This is a genomic window from Intrasporangium sp. Soil_C_50 (assembly GCF_057656595.1).
Genome location: NZ_JBDGKB010000001.1, coordinates 52,445 through 67,829 on the forward strand (window position 1 = coordinate 52,445; position 15,385 = coordinate 67,829).

Consider the following 15,385-nt stretch of genomic DNA (forward strand, 5'->3'; position numbering starts at 1 on the left):
CGCGCTCCGCGTTCATCGACGGGGAGCGCGGGTTCTTCTGTGCCGCAACCCATCCCGTGGCCGTGTGCCCGGGCGCGCCTTGCTCAGACGCGCAGGAGGTCGGCTAGCAGGTCCGGCGCCCGCCGGTCGAAGATGCGCGCCCCGTACCTGAGCCCCACGCCGGCGAGGACGGGCCCCAGTGCCACGCCGACCACTCCGGTGACCCACACGAGCCACGGCGCCGCCTGCGTCGCGTAGGCGAACCACGCGAGCAGCAGCAGCGGCGCGGACAGCACGAAGGTGGCGGCGCTCGCGAGGGTCTGGGCCAGGATCGTGATGCCCGCGGCGCCCGGCGGCGCACTGAACGGACTCTCCCCCGGCTCGGCCACCGGGTACGGCAGCACGATGTTCATGACGCTCGACACCGCGATCCCGGCTCCGAGCACCCCGGCCGAGACGCCGAGCGCGAGGGGCAGCAGGTCCCACCGACCACCGAGCCAGACGCCGACGAGGACGTACACCGGCACGAGGACGCCGGCCAGCAGCAGACCCGGCACGACGCGTCCGAGCCGGTCGTCGAGGCCCCGGATCCCGGCGGCGACGTGCAGCGAGAACGCCTGCGACTCGTACGCGATGGCGTTGTGCTCGCTCCAGCCGAGGAGGAAGGCGAGCAGCGGGCCCATGAGCAGGGGCGGCCAGTCGATGTCGGCGCTCGCCCAGGGGATGAGCAGCGCCAGCGGGAAGAGCGGCGTCATGAGCAGGCTGATCTGGTAGCGCGGGTCGCGTCGCCAGTACGTGAGCACGCGCCCGGCGACGGCTCCCGCCGGGTGGTCCGGCACCCGGGCCAGCAGGCCGAGGTCGCCGGGGGCGCTCGTGCCGGAGCCCCCACGCGGGACGGCCCGCGGGTTCTCGACCTGCCGGGTCACCGCGCGCGACCAGAGCACACCGACGACGAGCAGGAAGCCGAGGGCAAGCACGAGCCGCACGGCCCCGACGAGGGGTCGGCCGGCAGCGACGTCGCCCGGCGCCGCCCACGCCCAGCCGAGCGGCGTCCACGCGACGACCTTCGACACGGCCACGGCGAGCCGCTGGAGGTCGTGGGCGTTGGCCGCGACCCAGACCAGCGGGCCGACGAGGACGAGGACGACGAGCCCCACGACGACGAGCGTGTCACGGCCCCGGCGGCTCGACGTCGCGACCGCGGCCAGCGCGGACACCCACCGCGAGAGGGTGATCGCCGTGAGGATGCCGACGCTGGTGCCCACGACGGCCACGAGCGTCGAGGCGGACGTCTGCGACCACGCGACGACCACGCCGAGGCCGAGCACCGCACTGGCCACGGCCGGCAGCCCGACGAGCGCGGCCGTGATGAGGCCCACCGCCAGCGCCCGCGGCGGGACCGCGTAGAGCGCGAACCGGCTCGGGTCGAGGGTCGGGTCGGACCCGAAGGAGAAGAGCGGCACGACCGTCCAGAGGACGATGCCCAGCGCACCGGCCAGCGGCAGCGCGACGGTGGCCACCTCGAGCGAGGTGCGCAGCGTCGCGACGATGAGCGTCAGGCCCAGCACGAGCACGGAGAAGTACGCCACGCCGACGACCGCGCCGATGGTCTGGGCCCGGCTGCGGCGGAAGACATTCGCCAGCAGTGCGAGCTTCAGTCGGACGAGGTGCGCAACCACGACAGCCCCACCACCTCGGTCGAGCCCCCGACGAGGTCGACGAAGCGCTCCTCGAGCGAGCGGCCGTCGCGCACCGCGTCGAGCTCGCCGGCGGTGAGGACCGACCCCTCGGCGATGACGGCGACGTGGCTGCAGATGCGTTCGACGAGATCCATGACGTGGCTGGAGAGGACCACGGTGCCGCCGGCATCGACGTAGTCCGCCAGGATGCGCCGGATCGTAGCGGCCGACAGGGGGTCGACGGCCTCGAAGGGCTCGTCGAGCACGAGGACGCGCGGCGCGTGGACGAGCGCCGCCGCGAGCGTGACCTTCTTCGTCATGCCGGCGGAGTAGTCGACGACCAGGGTGCCCTGCGCACCGGTGAGGCCGAGCGCGTCGACGAGCTCGGTGGCACGCTCGGCCGCGAGCTCGCGGGGCATGCCGCGCAGCAGCCCTGCGTACGTGATGAGCTGGAGCCCGGTGAGGCGGTCGAACGTCCGCAGCCCGTCGGGAAGGACACCGAGCAGCCGCTTGGCCGCGGTGGGGTCGGCCCATACGTCGTGGCCCAGGACGAACGCGCGTCCGGCGTCGGGGCGCAGCAGGCCGGTGACCATCGACAGGGTCGTGGTCTTGCCGGCGCCGTTGGGCCCGACGAGACCGAAGAACGACCCGCGCGGGACGTCGAGGTCGATGCCGCGCACGGCCATGAGGTCACCGAAGCGCTTGCCCAGACCGCGCACGGCGATGGCCGGCCCGTCGTCCGGGACCCCTTGCGGCGCAGGCAGGTCCGGCGGTGGTGACTCGCTCATGCTCTCCCCCCGGAGTGCGGTCGGGTGGTCAGGAGGTCAGTGGCTCAGCAGTTGCACGGCTCAGAAGGTGGCGGACTCGTCGTCGCGCAGGTCGATGTAGTCGAGGCCCTCGACGCCGGCGAGGTTGCGCACGTGCGTGGCGTACATGTCGCGGCCGACGTCGGACAGGAGGGCGTCGTGGATCGGGATGAAGACCTTCGGGGCGATGCGGCCGACGAACGCGATCGAGTCGCGGCTCGCTGCCCACGGGGCGTTGAGCGGGTGCGCGAGCACGTCGACCGGTCCGGGTTCGGCGTCGTAGGCGTCGCCGGGGTGGAAGAGCGAGGGCTCGCCGTCGGCCCGCAGCACGAGGCCGACGTTGGGGATGCGCGGCATGGCCTCGTGGTTGAAGGCGTGCAGCTCGCCGACCGGCGTGACCGTGACGTCACCGACCTCGAACGGCTCCCCCTGACGCGTCGGCACGGCGTCGAGCCCCTCCTCGCGCAGCTTCTGGGCGGTCAGCGGGTCGGTGTGCACCGGCGCCGACGAGTTGGCCCGCACGAGCGCCGCGACGCGTTCGGGATCGAAGTGGTCGGCGTGGTTGTGTGTCACGAGGATCGCGTCGAGAGCGGTCAGCTGCTCGAAGCCCCGCGAGAACGAACCGGGGTCGATGAGGATCCGCCGGTCGGCCGTCTCGACGAGGAGGCAGGCATGTCCGAGGTGAGTCACGCGCATGGCCTCAACCTAACCCAGCACCTCCGGCCGGGACATGGAGTACAGCAGGCGCGCCGAGCCGGCGAGGGCGAGCACCATGCCGCCGAGGAGCAGCCAGGTCAGCGGTCTGTCCGGGTGCAGCGCTTCGCGGTCGCGCAGCATCGCGACGAGCATCGCCGCGACCATGACGGTCTCGGCCTCGACGAGCAGATGCAGGCGCACCCACCGCGGGTCGCGGAAGGCCACGAGCCCGGCGCAGCCGAGGCAGAAGACCGCACCGACGACACGGGCCGTCAACGGGGTCAGCGTCCACGGCCACACCCGTGACAGGGCGCCCGGAAAGGCCCAGAGGAGCATGCCGAGCAGCAGGGACGCCGCTCCCCCGAACTCGATGACGCCCGATGCCACCCGCCCGACGCGTCGCTCGTCGTCGCGGGGCGGTGCGGCGACGCGCATGTTGACGACCCACACGACGGCGACGACCGGCGGCGCGACGAAGTAGAGCGCGGCCCAGACCCAGAACGCCGGGTGCCCGTGGGTGAAGCGGTCCCAGTGCACGATCGTCGCCACGCCGAGCAGCGCCGCGAACACCGTGACGGCCGGCAGTCCCGCCGACGCCAGAGCCCAACGGTGCGCGCGGGCCGTGCGCACGAAGAACCAGACACCGCCGAGGTAGGCCGAGGCGAGCACCATCGCCGTCAGTGGTGGCGAGATCGGCCATGCGAAGAGCCGGCGGGTGTCGGCCGGGAAGCCGTAGAGCAGCACGACCGCGACGGCGAGGAACGGCGTGATCCCCCACGCGAGCACCCGCGTCGATCCGAGCACCCGGTCGTCGCGCACCGGCTGCGCGCGCGTCGGCACCGCCGTCACGGCTCCCCACCGCCGACGCGTGAGACCGCGTCGAGCAGCGCGCTGTGGCTCGCCACGAGCGCGCGCCGCTCGGCTGCGAGGATCGGGTCGGACCGGTCGCACCCGCCGGTGACCCACCGGTCCGACAGGCCCATCGCCTCGACCCGGTGCCGCGCCGCAGGCTCGACACGTTCCCGGTCCGCCCCGTAGACGTAGGCGTAGAGGTCGACGAGCGCCGCCACGAGCTCGTCGAGCGTCACGTCCTCGTGGTACTGGTGCGCCCGGTGGACGCGCCACCACTCGACCTCGAGCGCGCTGGCCCGGACGGGGTCGATCGGCAGGTCGCCTCGGTCGGCGACGAGCGCGTAGAAGCGGCGCATCTGCTCGCGCGCACCCTCGGCGTCGTTGTCCGGGACGGGCGACCACAGCTGGTTGGCCCGCAGGACGCACCACGCGGCCCGGGCGGTGTCGATGCGACCGAGGCCGAAGCCCGAGGCGACCATGCCGTACGCCCCGCGCAGGAAGGCCGGCCACTCGTGGAGGTAGTACGCGGTCCAGGCGTCGGTCTCATGGTGCCCGACGGCGACCGGGTCGAACGAGCGCGGCCCACGGCCGGACGCGTGACGCATGAGGCCTCCTCGCACGAGGGACGCCCGGCGGCGCGTGCGCGGAACCCGCTGACGCCGTGCGCTCGTCCCCCCAGAATAGGGACGAGGAGTCGCCCCGTGAGGAAGTTCTGGACATGAGCGGACCCGTGGACGGACGCACCGTCGCCGACGTCGTGGCGACGATGGACGAACGGCTCGAACGGCTCGAATCGCCCAGCGGCGCAGGGCGCTCGGCGCAGCGCGACTTCCTCGCCACCTACCGGCGCACGACGCTCGCGGTGGGTCGCGCCGTCGAGGACGCGCGCTTCGAGGACCCGGACTGGGTGGAGCGCTGGGACGTCGTCTTCGCCGGCCTCTACCTCGAGGCGCTCGACGCCGACCTGACGGGCGCTGGGACCGTGTCCCGTCCCTGGCGTCTTGCGTTCGACGTGCCCGAAGGCCTGCCCGCGCTGCGCAACGTCCTCGCTGGCATCAACGCCCACGTCAACTACGACCTCCCGCAGGCGCTGCTCGCCGTCATCGACGACGCCGATTTCGAGGACCCCTACCTGCTGGCCCGGCGCCGCCGGGACCACGAACGCATCGACGCCGTGCTCGCCGGCCGGGTCGCCGCCGAGGACGCCGAGCTGGCGTCGACGTCAGGACGGACGCTGCTCGACCGCGTTCTCGTGCCCGCCAACCGGGGCGCGTCGCGTCGGTTCCTGCGCGAGGCACGCCAGAAGGTCTGGCACAACACGGCCGAGCTCCAGCACGCGCGCCTCGCCGGCGCCGAGGCGTACGCGACGCGGCTCGCGGAGCTCGAGGTGCTGAGCGCGGCGCGCGTCGCCGACCTGCTCGCCCCCGGCCAGGTGCTGCTGCGCCTCGCCGTCGCCGGGTTCGGCGTCACGCTGCCGCCCGTCGCGTGAGCGGCGGCGGCCGCGCCACGCGGTCGCGACGCGTCCGATGACGCATCCGACGATGCGGCAGACGACGCGTCAGGCGTCGATCGAGGACATGTCGCCGTAGCGGGCCCCGACGACGGCGTCGCGCGGGACGGCGGCCTCGAGCGCCGCGAGGTCGCCCGGCGTCAGCGACACCGCCGCGGCGCCGACGTTCTCCTCGAGGTAACGCACCCGCTTGGTGCCCGGGATCGGCACGACGTCCTCGCCCTGCGCGAGGACCCACGCCAGGGCCAGCTGCCCCGGCGTGACGTCCTTGGCCGCAGCGAGCTTGCGGACCCGGTCGACGAGCGTCAGGTTGGCCGCGAGGGCCTCGCCCTGGAACCGCGGGAAGTACGCGGTGCGCCGCGAGTCGCCGGACTCGAGGTCGGCCTCGGCCGAGATGGCGCCGGTGAGGATGCCGCGGCCCAGGGGCGAGTAGGGCACCAGGCCGATCCCGAGCTCGCGCAGCAGAGGCCGGATCTCGTCCTCGACGTCACGGGTGAAGAGCGAGTACTCGGTCTGCAGCGCCGTGATGGGGTGCACGGCGTGGGCGCGGCGGATCGTGTCGGGCGAGGCCTCGGACAGGCCGAGGTGGCGCACCTTGCCGGCCGCGACGAGCTCGGCCATCGCCCCGACCGTCTCCTCGATCGGCACGTCCTTGTCGACGCGGTGCTGGTAGTAGAGGTCGATGTGGTCGACGCCGAGCCGCTGGAGCGAGGCGTCGGCCGCGCGGTGCACGTACTCCGGTCGCCCGTTGATGCCCAGTCGCGTGCCGTCCTCGGCGCGCTCGTTGCCGAACTTCGTCGCGAGCTGCACCTCGTCGCGCCGGCCGGCGACGGCGGCGCCGACGAGCCGCTCGTTCGTGAACGGGCCGTACATGTCGGCGGTGTCGAGGAACGTGACACCGAGGTCGAGCGCGCGGTGGATCGTCGCGATGCCCTCCTGCTCGTCGCCGGTGCCGTAGAACTCCGACATGCCCATGCAGCCGAGGCCGAGGGCCGACACGGTGAGCGCGGCGGCACCGCTGCCGAGCGTGCGTGCCGGTAGGGCCTGGAGGGTGCTCGTCTCGGAAGGGTTCGTCTCGGGGGTGTTCGCGGTCATGTCGACGAGTCAAGACCTTCGAGCGCGCTCGAGGTCAAGGCGATCCGCTGCCTTCAGGCACGGTCGCCCTCGACACGAGCGCGGTACATGCCGATCTTGTTGTCGATGGCGCCGAGGTGGTCGGTGACCTCGGCGAGCTGCGCCAGCACGCGGGCGCGGTGGGCCTGCAGCAGCTCGAGCCGCTCGATCTCGTTGCTCTCCCCGGCCCGGCACAGCTGGGCGTAGGCCTTGATCTCGCGGATCGGCATGCCCGTGGCACGCAGGCACGTCAGCATCTTGATCCAGCCGAGGTCGAGCTCGGTGTAGACCCGATGGCCGGCGCTCGAGCGGCTGACACCGTGGACCATGAGCCCGTCGCGCTCGTAGTAGCGCAGCGTGTGGGTGGTCAGGCCGGTGCGCTCGGCGGCCTCGGCGATGGTCATTCCGGTGTCGATGGCGGTCACCGCTCCATCGTCGCCCTTGGAGTGCGCTCGAGGTCAAGGGGTCCTCGGTCGATCGGCCCGACACGGGCCGCGTGGGCCCTCAGGCCCCGCGGGGGGCCTTGCGGCAGGCGAGCCTCGCCCGGCGCAGCCGCCGCACCCGGGCGCGTCCTCCGACGGCCGACGCCTCGCTCAGGGCGTGCAACCGACGCTCCTCGGCATCGGGCCATGCCCAGCACGAGTGCTGGTCCAGCCGCCGGTGCGCACAGACGTTGTCCTCCGTCATGGCCTCGCCTCGGCGAACCGGCTGAACCGGGTGGCCCGGGTGCCCCTGATGATCGACACGCTGACCCGCTCCTTCCACACTCCTGCGGTGGCCGCGGACCCGTGAGGTTCCCCCTGACGCTCACCGGCCCGGAACCACTCGCGCCAGCTCGGGCTCGCGCCCGATGTCAGTTACAACGACGTGGACGCCACCTCGGTCACGGACTGGGTCCGTCCTGCTGGTGAGCCTCCACCGACGAGGCCGGGCCCGCCCCTCCACGAACCGGCCTGGCCCCGTCATTGAGGTAGACGACGCGCTGACGGATTCATGACACGGTTTTCAAAGTTTTTTCACAAGGATCGAATTTCGTGTAACGCCCGCGGACTGCGAGACGATGGAGGCGTCGGAGCGCCCGTTCGACAACCCCTGACCGAACGGTCGCACCGACCCAGCGTCCGCCACCCCTCCACGTTCACGTGCCGCGGACGCCGTGCGGAGCCCCGGTCCGACCCCGATGGACCGGGGCTCCGTCATGCCAGCCGGGCCGTCGCGTAGCCGGCATCGCTCTGGGGACCCCCCGACCACGGCCGTCGCGCCGTCGATGAGGATGAACTGCGACCCGGCCGGGCCGAATCGCACGTACGGGGTCTCGGAGGTGATGTGAGGGGGTTGGCGTGGCGACTGCGCTCGCTCGTGATGAAGCGCAGGTCGATCCCTCGCGCGAGGGACTGCTGGTCGACGGCGTTCATGGTGTGCGAGGGATCGAACAGGTGCAGCGGGTGCGGCACGCAAGTCGGCACGCAGCTCGGCAGCACCGTCGGTGCGGCGCCCGCCCTCAATCGTCCGTCTGTGCACCCGACGCCCCTGTCCGTCCCGAACAGGATGCCCGACGGGCGGGCGTCGTGTCGTCGGGTGCGGGCCGGTCATCGGCGGGGGCGTGAGCACCGCGACGCGCATCGAGCCGTCCCGACGTCAGCGGTCCCGGTGCCCCGGCGCGCGCGCCACGAGCTCGTAGGTGTGCCAGTGCTTCGGCCCGGAGAACGACCTGCCGTCGCGCTCCGCAGCCGGGCCGCTCTCGCGCACGTCGGCGGGGCCGCCGTCAGCCGGGCGAGGGTGACTCCCTGACGATGTCGACCGAGATCTCCACCGCCGCAGTCGAACCGCGGTTCTCGAGCCAGTGCAGCGTGCCGTGGTCCTCGGGCCATCCCGGGCCGGGGCCGTACTCGGTGTCGACGCCGTCGCGGTGGTCGGTGATGACCCCCTGGATCACGAAGACCGTGCCGGGCCGGTCCCGGTGGTCGTGGACCGGGCCGAGGACGCCACCGGGCTCGATGGTCACCTTCCGCATCCTCAGCGACCGCCCCTCGAGGCCCTCGATCTCGGGTCCCAGGTCGACGCTCGCGAGCAGCTCCACCTCCACACCCCTGGTCTCGGGTCCCTGCTCCGCCTCGCCCATCGAGCGCTCCTCTCCGTCGTCCGACCATCCTGACGCGGCTGGACGCTCGCGTCAGGCGCTACCGACGCTTCGCAGACGAGTCTCGGCCGGCTTACGCGACGCTGGACCGTCGGTTCGACGGGTCCGGAGCGCCACGCGCGGGCCCGGCGATCTCGGCCCACACCGCGTCTAGCGAGAGGTCGAGGACGTCGGCGATCGCCGCGATGGTGGGAAAGGCCGGGGTGGCGACGCGGCCCGACTCGATCTTGCGGAGGGTCTCCGGCGACACCCGGGCGGCCAGCGCGGTGTCGAGCATCGAACGCTGGCCCCGCGCCCGGCGCAGCAGCGCTCCGAGACGACGTCCGCGCTCGACCTCCGCGGGGGTGAGTGGCAACCTGACCATGGTCCCGATACTAATACCGGGATAACATTGCCGGGATAGTTATTGGAGCCACGGGAGGGCGCCCATGATCGAGATCCTGACCCCCAGCCAGCTGCCGCGAGCCAGGGCCGCAGGGTCGTTCGTCGCCGACACCCTTCGCACCCTGCGGAGCCGGACCGAGGTCGGCACCAACCTCCTCGAGATCGACCGGTGGACCCGGGAGATGATCACGGCCGCCGGTGGCGAGTCCTGCTACGTCGACTACGCGCCCTCGTTCGGACGCGGGCCGTTCGGCCACCACATCTGCACGTCGGTCAACGACGCCGTCCTGCACGGGCGTCCGCACGACTACGTGCTCGCCGACGGCGACCTGCTCTCCCTCGACCTCGCCGTGTCCACCGACGGGCTCGTCGCCGACTCCGCCATCAGCTTCGTCGTCGGCGGGGCACGCCCGCCGGGGAGCCTCGCCCTCATCGAGGCCACCGAGCGGGCGCTGGCCGCCGCCATCGACACCGCCGGCCCGGGGGTCCACCTCGGCGACGTCTCCCACGCGATCGGGTCGGTTCTCACAAAGGCGGGCTACCGCGTCAACACCCAGTTCGGAGGTCACGGCGTCGGATCGACGATGCACCAGGACCCGCACGTGGCCAACACCGGACGCCCGGGGCGCGGCTACCGGCTGCGCCCGGGCCTGCTGCTGGCCATCGAGCCGTGGGTCATGGCCGACACCGACGCGCTCGTCACGGACGCCGACGGCTGGACGCTGCGCAGCGCCACCGGGTGCCGCACGGCGCACAGCGAGCACACGATCGCCGTGACCGACGACGGCGTCGAGGTGCTCACGCTGCCGACGCCGGCCTCCTGACCCGCCGCCGGTCACCTGGTGGCGCGCGACGAGCTGTTGGGACTCCGGCCCGACACGGTGCCGGCGACCTCGGCGACCTACCCGACAACGCGTGCGGTTGGATGGGCGCCGTGAGCACCTGGGACGGCGTGGCCGAGGCGTACCGCACATCCTTCGCGACGCTGTGCGCCGGCACCGTCGAGGCCCTGCTGTCCGACACCACGGGCGCCCGCCATCTTGACGTCGGCTCGGGCACCGGACACCTCGCGGCGCGCGCCGCCGCGCTGGGGCGGGCGGTCGTCGCCGTCGACGCCGACCCGCAGATGGTCGCGCTGTCGGCAGCCGTCGTACCCGGCACGGTCCTCGAGGCGTCCCTGCCCTGCCTGCCGTTCGCCGACGACTCGTTCGACACCGTCACCGCGAACTTCGTCGTCAACCACGTCCCCGACCCGCGCGCGGCAGTACGCGAGCTCGCCCGCGTCACCCGGCCCGGCGGCCGGGTCGCCGCCACGATCTGGACGACACGGCTGCCCGGGTGGGCCACCCTGGTGGGCGAGGCCTTCCGCGCCGCGGAGGTCGTGCAGCAGGCCGGCACGCGGCTGTCCCCCGAGCTCGACTTCGAACGCTCGGTCGCGGGACTGGGCGCGCTGGCGACGTCGGCCGGCCTGGACCTCGTGCGGAACACCGAGCTGACGTGGGACTGGGAGATCGGCGTCGACGCGCTGTGGGCCGGGATCGCCGGCGGCGTGGCCGGCGCCGGACAGACGTACCTGGCGCAGACGCCCGACGTACAGGCGGCCGCCGAGTGCGGGTTCCGCAAGGCCGCAGGACAACTCGCGCCGGACGGCACTCTGCGGCTGCCCAGCACTGCCGCGTACGTCCTTGCCTCGGCCTGACCGCTGTCGAGCGCCGACTGCGGCCACCCCCATCCCTCTCCACGCTACCGCGGCGGTAGGGGCTTGCGGCAAGGCCCCTGCCGTGGGCCAGACTGCTCCTTCGTGTCGAGCGGACGGGGGATGTCATGAGCAGTGCAGAGCACGAGGTGGTGGTCGTCGGCGCCGGGCCGACGGGCCTGGTACTGGCCGGCGAGCTGGCCCTGGCAGGGGTGGACGTCGTTCTCCTGGAACGGCGCCCGACGCCTGAGCTGGCCGGGACGCGGGCGCGGGGGTTCCACTCGCGCACCCTCGAGATCTTCGACCAGCGCGGCATCGCCGGCCGCTTCCTTTCTGCCGGCCGGACCGCGCAGACCCTGAGCTTCGCGGGCACGCCGCTCGACGTGACAGCCCTGCCGACTCGGCACCCGTACACCCTCGCGCTGTCCCAGACCGGCGTCGAGGACGTCCTGCGCGGGTGGGTCGAGGAGCTCGGTGTGCACATCCGCCACGACGCCGAGGTCGTCGGCATCGAGAAGGACGACACCGGCGTCGACGTCGTTCTCGCACAAGGCGACCCGCTCCGCGCGGGGTACGTCGTCGGCTCGGACGGCGGACGAAGCACGGTCCGACGAGCCATCGGCATCGAGCTCGTCGGCGCCGAGGCCACCCGCAGCCACCTCATCGCCGAGGCAGCACTCACCGACGAGGCGCCCACCGGGCTGCGCCAGGACGCCATCGGCATCCACGGCATCAACCCGGTCGGCGGCGGCACCGTCGGGATCGTCGTGACCGAGGCGGCCGTCGGCCCGGCGACCGAGCCCACGCTCTCGGACCTCAGCGCGGCGCTGACGCTCGTGTACGGCACCGACTTCGGGGTGCACGACGCGTCGTGGATCTCACGGTTCACCGACGCCGCGAGACAGGCGTCCTCCTACCGGAGCGGGCGCGTCCTGATCGCGGGCGACGCCGCACACACGCACCCACCGACCGGTGGCCAAGGCATCGGGCTCGGCGTCCAGGACGCCGTCAACCTCGGCTGGAAGCTGGCCCGGGTGGTCCGCGGCCACTCCCCCGCGTCGTTGCTCGACATCTACGAGGCGGAGCGGCACCCGGCCACGGCGCGCGTCCTCAAGAACGTCATGACCCAGGCCTTCCTCCAACGGGGCGACGCACGCACGGACGCCATCCGCGACACCTTCACCGAGCTGCTGACCGACGCCGGGCCCCGGGAGCGCCTGGCCGCCCTGCTGACCGGGCTCGACGTGGCGCTCGACCTCGGGGACGGGCACCCGCTGCTCGGCCGCCGCGTGCCCGACCTCGACCTCGTGACGTCCGACGGGCCGTGCCGGGTCTTCGAGCTGCTGCACGACGCCCGGCCCGTGCTGCTCGACCTCGGCGAGCCCGGGGCCGTGCACGGCGACGCCGGCGGGTGGGAGGGACGCGTCCGGCACGTGCGCGCCCGCTGCGAGCAGGAGTGGGTGCTGCCCGCGCTCGGGCCAGTCCCCGCCCCGACCGGCGTGCTCGTGCGGCCCGACGGGCACGTCGCCTGGGTCGGCGAGGGGACGACGGCCGGCCTCGACGAGGCCGTGGACACCTGGTTCGGAGCGGGCCCGGGCCCGTCGTAGGAGGTTCCACCGCCGTGTCGGCGCCGGCTGGTTCACTGGTTGACACTGTCCACATCACCAGCGAAGCAGGAGCACCCATGCGCAGGATCGTCCTCTACACGATCACCTCGCTCGACGGCGCCGTCGACGACCCGACCCGCGCCTTCCCTCCCGACGTCGACCCCGAGACCCCGCACCCACCGACCTTCGACGACGACCTCATCGAGCTCGAGGCGCGGCTCATCGGCCGGCAGGACGCCGTGCTACTCGGTCGCCACATGTACGACGAGTGGTCTCGCTACTGGCCGACGTCCGACGAGCAGCCCTTCGCCGACTTCATCAACGGCGTCAGGAAGTACGTCGTCACCTCGACGCCGCTCACGACGCAGTGGGGCGAGGCCGAGGCGCTGACCGGTCCCCTCGCCGACGTCGTGCGCGGGCTCAAGGCGACGGACGGCGGCGACATCGGGGTGCACGGCAGCATCGAGCTCGCGCGGTCCCTCCTCGCCGAGGGCCTCGTCGACGAGCTGCACCTGGCCGTCGCCCCCGTCCTCGACCCGGAGGGCCGACGCCTCTTCGACGGGCTGCCCGCCCTGCAGCGGCTCTCGCTCCAGAGCGCGACGCCGACCTCGAGCGGCGCGCTCTGGCTCGTCTACCGGCCCGCCCCGCCCGCGGGCTGAGCCGCCGGCGGCTCACCCATCGGCGCGCAGGGCCTGCTCCATGTCGCGTTCGATGTCGCGCGCCGCGAGGGCCAGTGCGCTGACTAGGTCGACGAGACGGTCCTCGCGGAACCGGACCGTCGGCATCGAGACCGTGACGGCGGCGTCAGTCCGGGTGCCGACGCGGACGCCGCGCCCGATGGCGGTGACGCCGGTCTCGGTGCGGTCCTTGTTGATGGCGAAGCCACGGCGGCGGACGCCGGCGAGGTCCTTCTCGACGGCGGCGAGGTCGGGCCGCTCACCCTCGCGCCCGTCCCACCGGGCGTCGCCGTACAGCTCGGCGAGCTCCTCGGGCGGCAGGTCCGCGAGCATCGTCTTGCCCCCGGAGGCGAGGTGGGCCGGGAAGACCATGCCCTCGCGGTTGCCCACGCGCAGCGACTGGGAGCTCTCGACCGAAGCGACGAACCGGGCGTGGTCCCCAGCCAGCACCATGAGGTTGGCCGACTCGTCGACGCGGCCGACGAGCACCTGCAGGTGTGGGAGGGCGACGGCCCGCAGGAGCGCGGTGTGGCTGCGCGAGTCCGCCTCGAGGGAGATCACCGGGCCCGCGTGGTACCGGCGGTCGGGCCCCTGCCGGGCGAAGTCGCGGTAGACGAGCATCGTCAGCAGGCGGTGGGCCGTCGAGCGCGCGACGCCGAGCCGGTCTGCGACGTCGGAGACGGTCTGCGGACCCTCGACCTGCAGGATCACGGCGAGCTGCAGGGCGTGGTCGACGCTGCGGAGCGCGTACTGCGGCTTCGTCTTCAGGCCGGTGCTCATGTCGTGAACCTCGCTCGACGTGGTGACGTGGGACCTCTCTGATTCTGCCATGAAGAATTGTCTCGTTCTGCCATGTCGAACGATCCCACCATGGTCGGCATGGCAACGACGCCCCGAACCCACCCACCGGCCCGCGCCGAGCGCCTCTCGCGCCGTCCCGCCTGGCTGGTCACCCTGCTCTGCTGGCTCATCGTCGTCTTCGACGGCTATGACCTCATCGTCTACGGCACGACGATCCCGCCGCTGCTCAAGGAGAAGGGCTGGGGCCTGACGCCGGCCTCCGCCGGACTCATCGGCAGCCTCGCCTTCGCCGGCATGCTCGTCGGGGCCCTTGGCGCGGGCTACCTCGCCGACCGGCTCGGCCGCCGCCGCACGATCCTGTGGTGCACCCTGTGGTTCTCGGTGTTCACGGCCCTGTGTGCCGTCGCGTCCGGCCCCGCGGCCTTCGGCGCGTTCCGTTTCGTCGCCGGGCTCGGCCTCGGTGGTCTCGTCCCGTCGGCCAACGCGCTCACGGCCGAGTTCGTCTCGCGGCGGCACCGGTCCGCCGTCTCGACCGTCATGATGTCGGGCGTCCCGATCGGCGGCTCGGCCGCCGCCCTCGTCGGCCTCTGGCTGCTGCCGGAGCACGGCTGGCGGGCGATGTACGCCGTGGCCGTGCTGGCTGTCGTCGTCCTGCTCCCCCTCTGCTTCGTCTTCCTGCCCGAGTCGCCGACCTGGCTACGGGCCCGCGGCCGGGTGCAGGAGGCCGTCGCCGTCGAGACACGCCACGGGCTCGTCCACGACCCGTCCGAGCACGCCGATCCGCACCACCGCGCCGGTTTCCGCGCGATCCTGACCGGTGACTGGCGGCGCCCGACCGTGCTGTTCGCCCTCGCCACCGTGGCCACCCTCTTCGCCTGGTACGGGCTCGGCACCTGGCTGCCCAAGCTCATGGCCTCCGACCCGCGGTTCGAGATGGGTCAGCCGCTGCACTTCCTGCTCGCCCTCAACCTCGGCGCCGTGCTCGGCTCGGTCGTCACGGCGTGGGCCGGCGTGCGGTTCGGACCGCTCCGCAGCGCCGTCTGGGCGGCCGCGGCCGCCGCCCTCGGCCTCGCCTTCCTGCTGACCTACCCGAGCGACCTGGCGCCGGTCTACGGCGCGCTCATCCTCGCCGGGGTCGGCACCCACGGCACCCAGTGCCTCATCATCGCCGCGGTCGCGAACCACTACCCGGCCTCCCTGCGCGGCACGTCGCTCGGCTTCGCCCTCGGCGTCGGACGGCTCGGCGCCGTCCTGGCACCCCAGGTCGGTGGCTGGCTGCTCGCCGCGAACCTCGGCGTCGGCAGCAACTTCCTCGCCTTCGCGATCGCCGCCGGCGCGGCCGCCGTCCTGCTCCTCGTCACGCTCGTCGCCACCCGACCCGCCGCCCGTCAGGCCTCGGCGCCGGCTCCGGCCGAGCTCGTCCACTGAGCCGACTGAGCCCGTTG

The 15,385-nt window shown here is 73.1% G+C and carries 17 protein-coding genes; 6 read left to right on the forward strand and 11 right to left on the reverse strand.

The genetic code is table 11. The features are described 5' to 3' along the window. Positions 1 to 83: 83 nt before the first annotated feature. From AC3A5R_RS00245 to AC3A5R_RS00265, 5 genes are read right to left on the reverse strand one after another with little or no spacing between them, the layout of a single operon-like run. Positions 84 to 1,658: a hypothetical protein gene (locus AC3A5R_RS00245; protein ID WP_487618787.1), complete on the reverse strand. Its 1,575-nt coding sequence runs from the start codon at positions 1,656 to 1,658 to the stop codon at positions 84 to 86. Continuing rightward, complete coding sequence (locus tag AC3A5R_RS00250) at positions 1,634 to 2,446, reverse strand: ABC transporter ATP-binding protein (RefSeq protein ID WP_487618788.1); 813 nt, start codon at positions 2,444 to 2,446, stop codon at positions 1,634 to 1,636. The genes AC3A5R_RS00245 and AC3A5R_RS00250 overlap by 25 nt, the downstream gene beginning before the upstream one ends. Before the next feature lie 60 nt (positions 2,447 to 2,506). Then, positions 2,507 to 3,160 carry an MBL fold metallo-hydrolase gene (locus AC3A5R_RS00255; RefSeq protein WP_487618789.1) on the reverse strand — a complete coding sequence of 218 codons (654 nt, stop codon included), beginning with the start codon at positions 3,158 to 3,160 and terminating at the stop codon, positions 2,507 to 2,509. 9 nt (positions 3,161 to 3,169) lie between these two features. Next, positions 3,170 to 4,009 (reverse strand): hypothetical protein, encoded by an 840-nt coding sequence (locus tag AC3A5R_RS00260; RefSeq protein ID WP_487618790.1) that lies wholly within the window; start codon positions 4,007 to 4,009, stop codon positions 3,170 to 3,172. Further along, positions 4,006 to 4,617: a hypothetical protein gene (locus AC3A5R_RS00265; protein ID WP_487618791.1), complete on the reverse strand. Its 612-nt coding sequence runs from the start codon at positions 4,615 to 4,617 to the stop codon at positions 4,006 to 4,008. Before AC3A5R_RS00265 ends, AC3A5R_RS00260 begins: the two co-directional genes overlap by 4 nt. 113 nt (positions 4,618 to 4,730) lie before the next feature. On the opposite strand from AC3A5R_RS00265, the gene AC3A5R_RS00270 reads away from it, so the two are divergent. Beyond that, positions 4,731 to 5,501: a DUF5995 family protein gene (locus tag AC3A5R_RS00270; protein WP_487618792.1), complete on the forward strand. Its 771-nt coding sequence runs from the start codon at positions 4,731 to 4,733 to the stop codon at positions 5,499 to 5,501. Between the two features lie 69 nt (positions 5,502 to 5,570). On the opposite strand, the gene AC3A5R_RS00275 is transcribed toward AC3A5R_RS00270, so the two are convergent. The 5 genes from AC3A5R_RS00275 to AC3A5R_RS00295 all read right to left on the reverse strand — a co-directional run bounded on the left by AC3A5R_RS00275 (position 5,571) and on the right by AC3A5R_RS00295 (position 9,139). Next, a complete protein-coding gene (locus AC3A5R_RS00275) occupies positions 5,571 to 6,617 on the reverse strand; it encodes an aldo/keto reductase (RefSeq protein WP_487618793.1) in 1,047 nt (348 codons plus the stop codon). 53 nt (positions 6,618 to 6,670) lie between these two features. Then, the gene (locus AC3A5R_RS00280; protein ID WP_487618794.1) at positions 6,671 to 7,060 is read right to left on the reverse strand and encodes a MerR family transcriptional regulator; all 390 of its coding nucleotides are present in this window, start codon (positions 7,058 to 7,060) and stop codon (positions 6,671 to 6,673) included. 79 nt (positions 7,061 to 7,139) lie between these two features. Next, on the reverse strand, positions 7,140 to 7,322 hold the full coding sequence (locus AC3A5R_RS00285) for a hypothetical protein (protein WP_487618795.1): 183 nt from the start codon (positions 7,320 to 7,322) through the stop codon (positions 7,140 to 7,142). A 1,078-nt stretch (positions 7,323 to 8,400) separates the two neighbouring features. Continuing rightward, a complete protein-coding gene (locus tag AC3A5R_RS00290) occupies positions 8,401 to 8,757 on the reverse strand; it encodes a cupin domain-containing protein (RefSeq protein ID WP_487618796.1) in 357 nt (118 codons plus the stop codon). 91 nt (positions 8,758 to 8,848) lie between these two features. After that, positions 8,849 to 9,139, reverse strand: a complete 291-nt coding sequence (locus AC3A5R_RS00295) for a helix-turn-helix domain-containing protein (RefSeq protein ID WP_487618797.1) — start codon at positions 9,137 to 9,139, stop codon at positions 8,849 to 8,851. A gap of 64 nt (positions 9,140 to 9,203) precedes the next feature. On the opposite strand from AC3A5R_RS00295, the gene map reads away from it, so the two are divergent. The 4 genes from map to AC3A5R_RS00315 all read left to right on the forward strand — a co-directional run bounded on the left by map (position 9,204) and on the right by AC3A5R_RS00315 (position 13,121). After that, positions 9,204 to 9,983, forward strand: coding sequence for a type I methionyl aminopeptidase (gene map, locus AC3A5R_RS00300; protein WP_487618798.1), 780 nt, complete (start codon positions 9,204 to 9,206; stop codon positions 9,981 to 9,983). 110 nt (positions 9,984 to 10,093) lie between these two features. Further along, positions 10,094 to 10,858, forward strand: a complete 765-nt coding sequence (locus tag AC3A5R_RS00305; protein WP_487618799.1) for a class I SAM-dependent methyltransferase — start codon at positions 10,094 to 10,096, stop codon at positions 10,856 to 10,858. A gap of 125 nt (positions 10,859 to 10,983) precedes the next feature. After that, the gene (locus tag AC3A5R_RS00310) at positions 10,984 to 12,462 is read left to right on the forward strand and encodes an FAD-dependent monooxygenase (RefSeq protein ID WP_487618800.1); all 1,479 of its coding nucleotides are present in this window, start codon (positions 10,984 to 10,986) and stop codon (positions 12,460 to 12,462) included. 77 nt (positions 12,463 to 12,539) lie between these two features. Continuing rightward, complete coding sequence (locus AC3A5R_RS00315; protein ID WP_487618801.1) at positions 12,540 to 13,121, forward strand: dihydrofolate reductase family protein; 582 nt, start codon at positions 12,540 to 12,542, stop codon at positions 13,119 to 13,121. A gap of 12 nt (positions 13,122 to 13,133) precedes the next feature. Here the strand turns inward: AC3A5R_RS00315 and AC3A5R_RS00320 are convergent, their stop codons facing one another. Continuing rightward, positions 13,134 to 13,919, reverse strand: coding sequence for an IclR family transcriptional regulator (locus AC3A5R_RS00320; protein WP_487618802.1), 786 nt, complete (start codon positions 13,917 to 13,919; stop codon positions 13,134 to 13,136). A 99-nt stretch (positions 13,920 to 14,018) separates the two neighbouring features. On the opposite strand from AC3A5R_RS00320, the gene AC3A5R_RS00325 reads away from it, so the two are divergent. Next, positions 14,019 to 15,368 carry an MFS transporter gene (locus AC3A5R_RS00325; RefSeq protein WP_487618803.1) on the forward strand — a complete coding sequence of 450 codons (1,350 nt, stop codon included), beginning with the start codon at positions 14,019 to 14,021 and terminating at the stop codon, positions 15,366 to 15,368. Positions 15,369 to 15,385 lie beyond the last annotated feature (17 nt).

What these genes read in the sequence shown, in the direction of transcription:
- AC3A5R_RS00275 (WP_487618793.1), bottom strand. Translation starts at nt 6,617, where the DNA reads ATGACCGCGAACACCCCCGAGACGAACCCTTCCGAGACGAGCACCCTC.
- AC3A5R_RS00285 (WP_487618795.1), bottom strand. Translation starts at nt 7,322, where the DNA reads ATGACGGAGGACAACGTCTGTGCGCACCGGCGGCTGGACCAGCACTCG.
- AC3A5R_RS00325 (WP_487618803.1), top strand. Translation starts at nt 14,019, where the DNA reads ATGGCAACGACGCCCCGAACCCACCCACCGGCCCGCGCCGAGCGCCTC.
- AC3A5R_RS00310 (WP_487618800.1), top strand. Translation starts at nt 10,984, where the DNA reads ATGAGCAGTGCAGAGCACGAGGTGGTGGTCGTCGGCGCCGGGCCGACG.
- AC3A5R_RS00265 (WP_487618791.1), bottom strand. Translation starts at nt 4,617, where the DNA reads ATGCGTCACGCGTCCGGCCGTGGGCCGCGCTCGTTCGACCCGGTCGCC.
- AC3A5R_RS00255 (WP_487618789.1), bottom strand. Translation starts at nt 3,160, where the DNA reads ATGCGCGTGACTCACCTCGGACATGCCTGCCTCCTCGTCGAGACGGCC.
- map (WP_487618798.1), top strand. Translation starts at nt 9,204, where the DNA reads ATGATCGAGATCCTGACCCCCAGCCAGCTGCCGCGAGCCAGGGCCGCA.
- AC3A5R_RS00270 (WP_487618792.1), top strand. Translation starts at nt 4,731, where the DNA reads ATGAGCGGACCCGTGGACGGACGCACCGTCGCCGACGTCGTGGCGACG.
- AC3A5R_RS00290 (WP_487618796.1), bottom strand. Translation starts at nt 8,757, where the DNA reads ATGGGCGAGGCGGAGCAGGGACCCGAGACCAGGGGTGTGGAGGTGGAG.
- AC3A5R_RS00320 (WP_487618802.1), bottom strand. Translation starts at nt 13,919, where the DNA reads ATGAGCACCGGCCTGAAGACGAAGCCGCAGTACGCGCTCCGCAGCGTC.
- AC3A5R_RS00315 (WP_487618801.1), top strand. Translation starts at nt 12,540, where the DNA reads ATGCGCAGGATCGTCCTCTACACGATCACCTCGCTCGACGGCGCCGTC.
- AC3A5R_RS00295 (WP_487618797.1), bottom strand. Translation starts at nt 9,139, where the DNA reads ATGGTCAGGTTGCCACTCACCCCCGCGGAGGTCGAGCGCGGACGTCGT.
- AC3A5R_RS00250 (WP_487618788.1), bottom strand. Translation starts at nt 2,446, where the DNA reads ATGAGCGAGTCACCACCGCCGGACCTGCCTGCGCCGCAAGGGGTCCCG.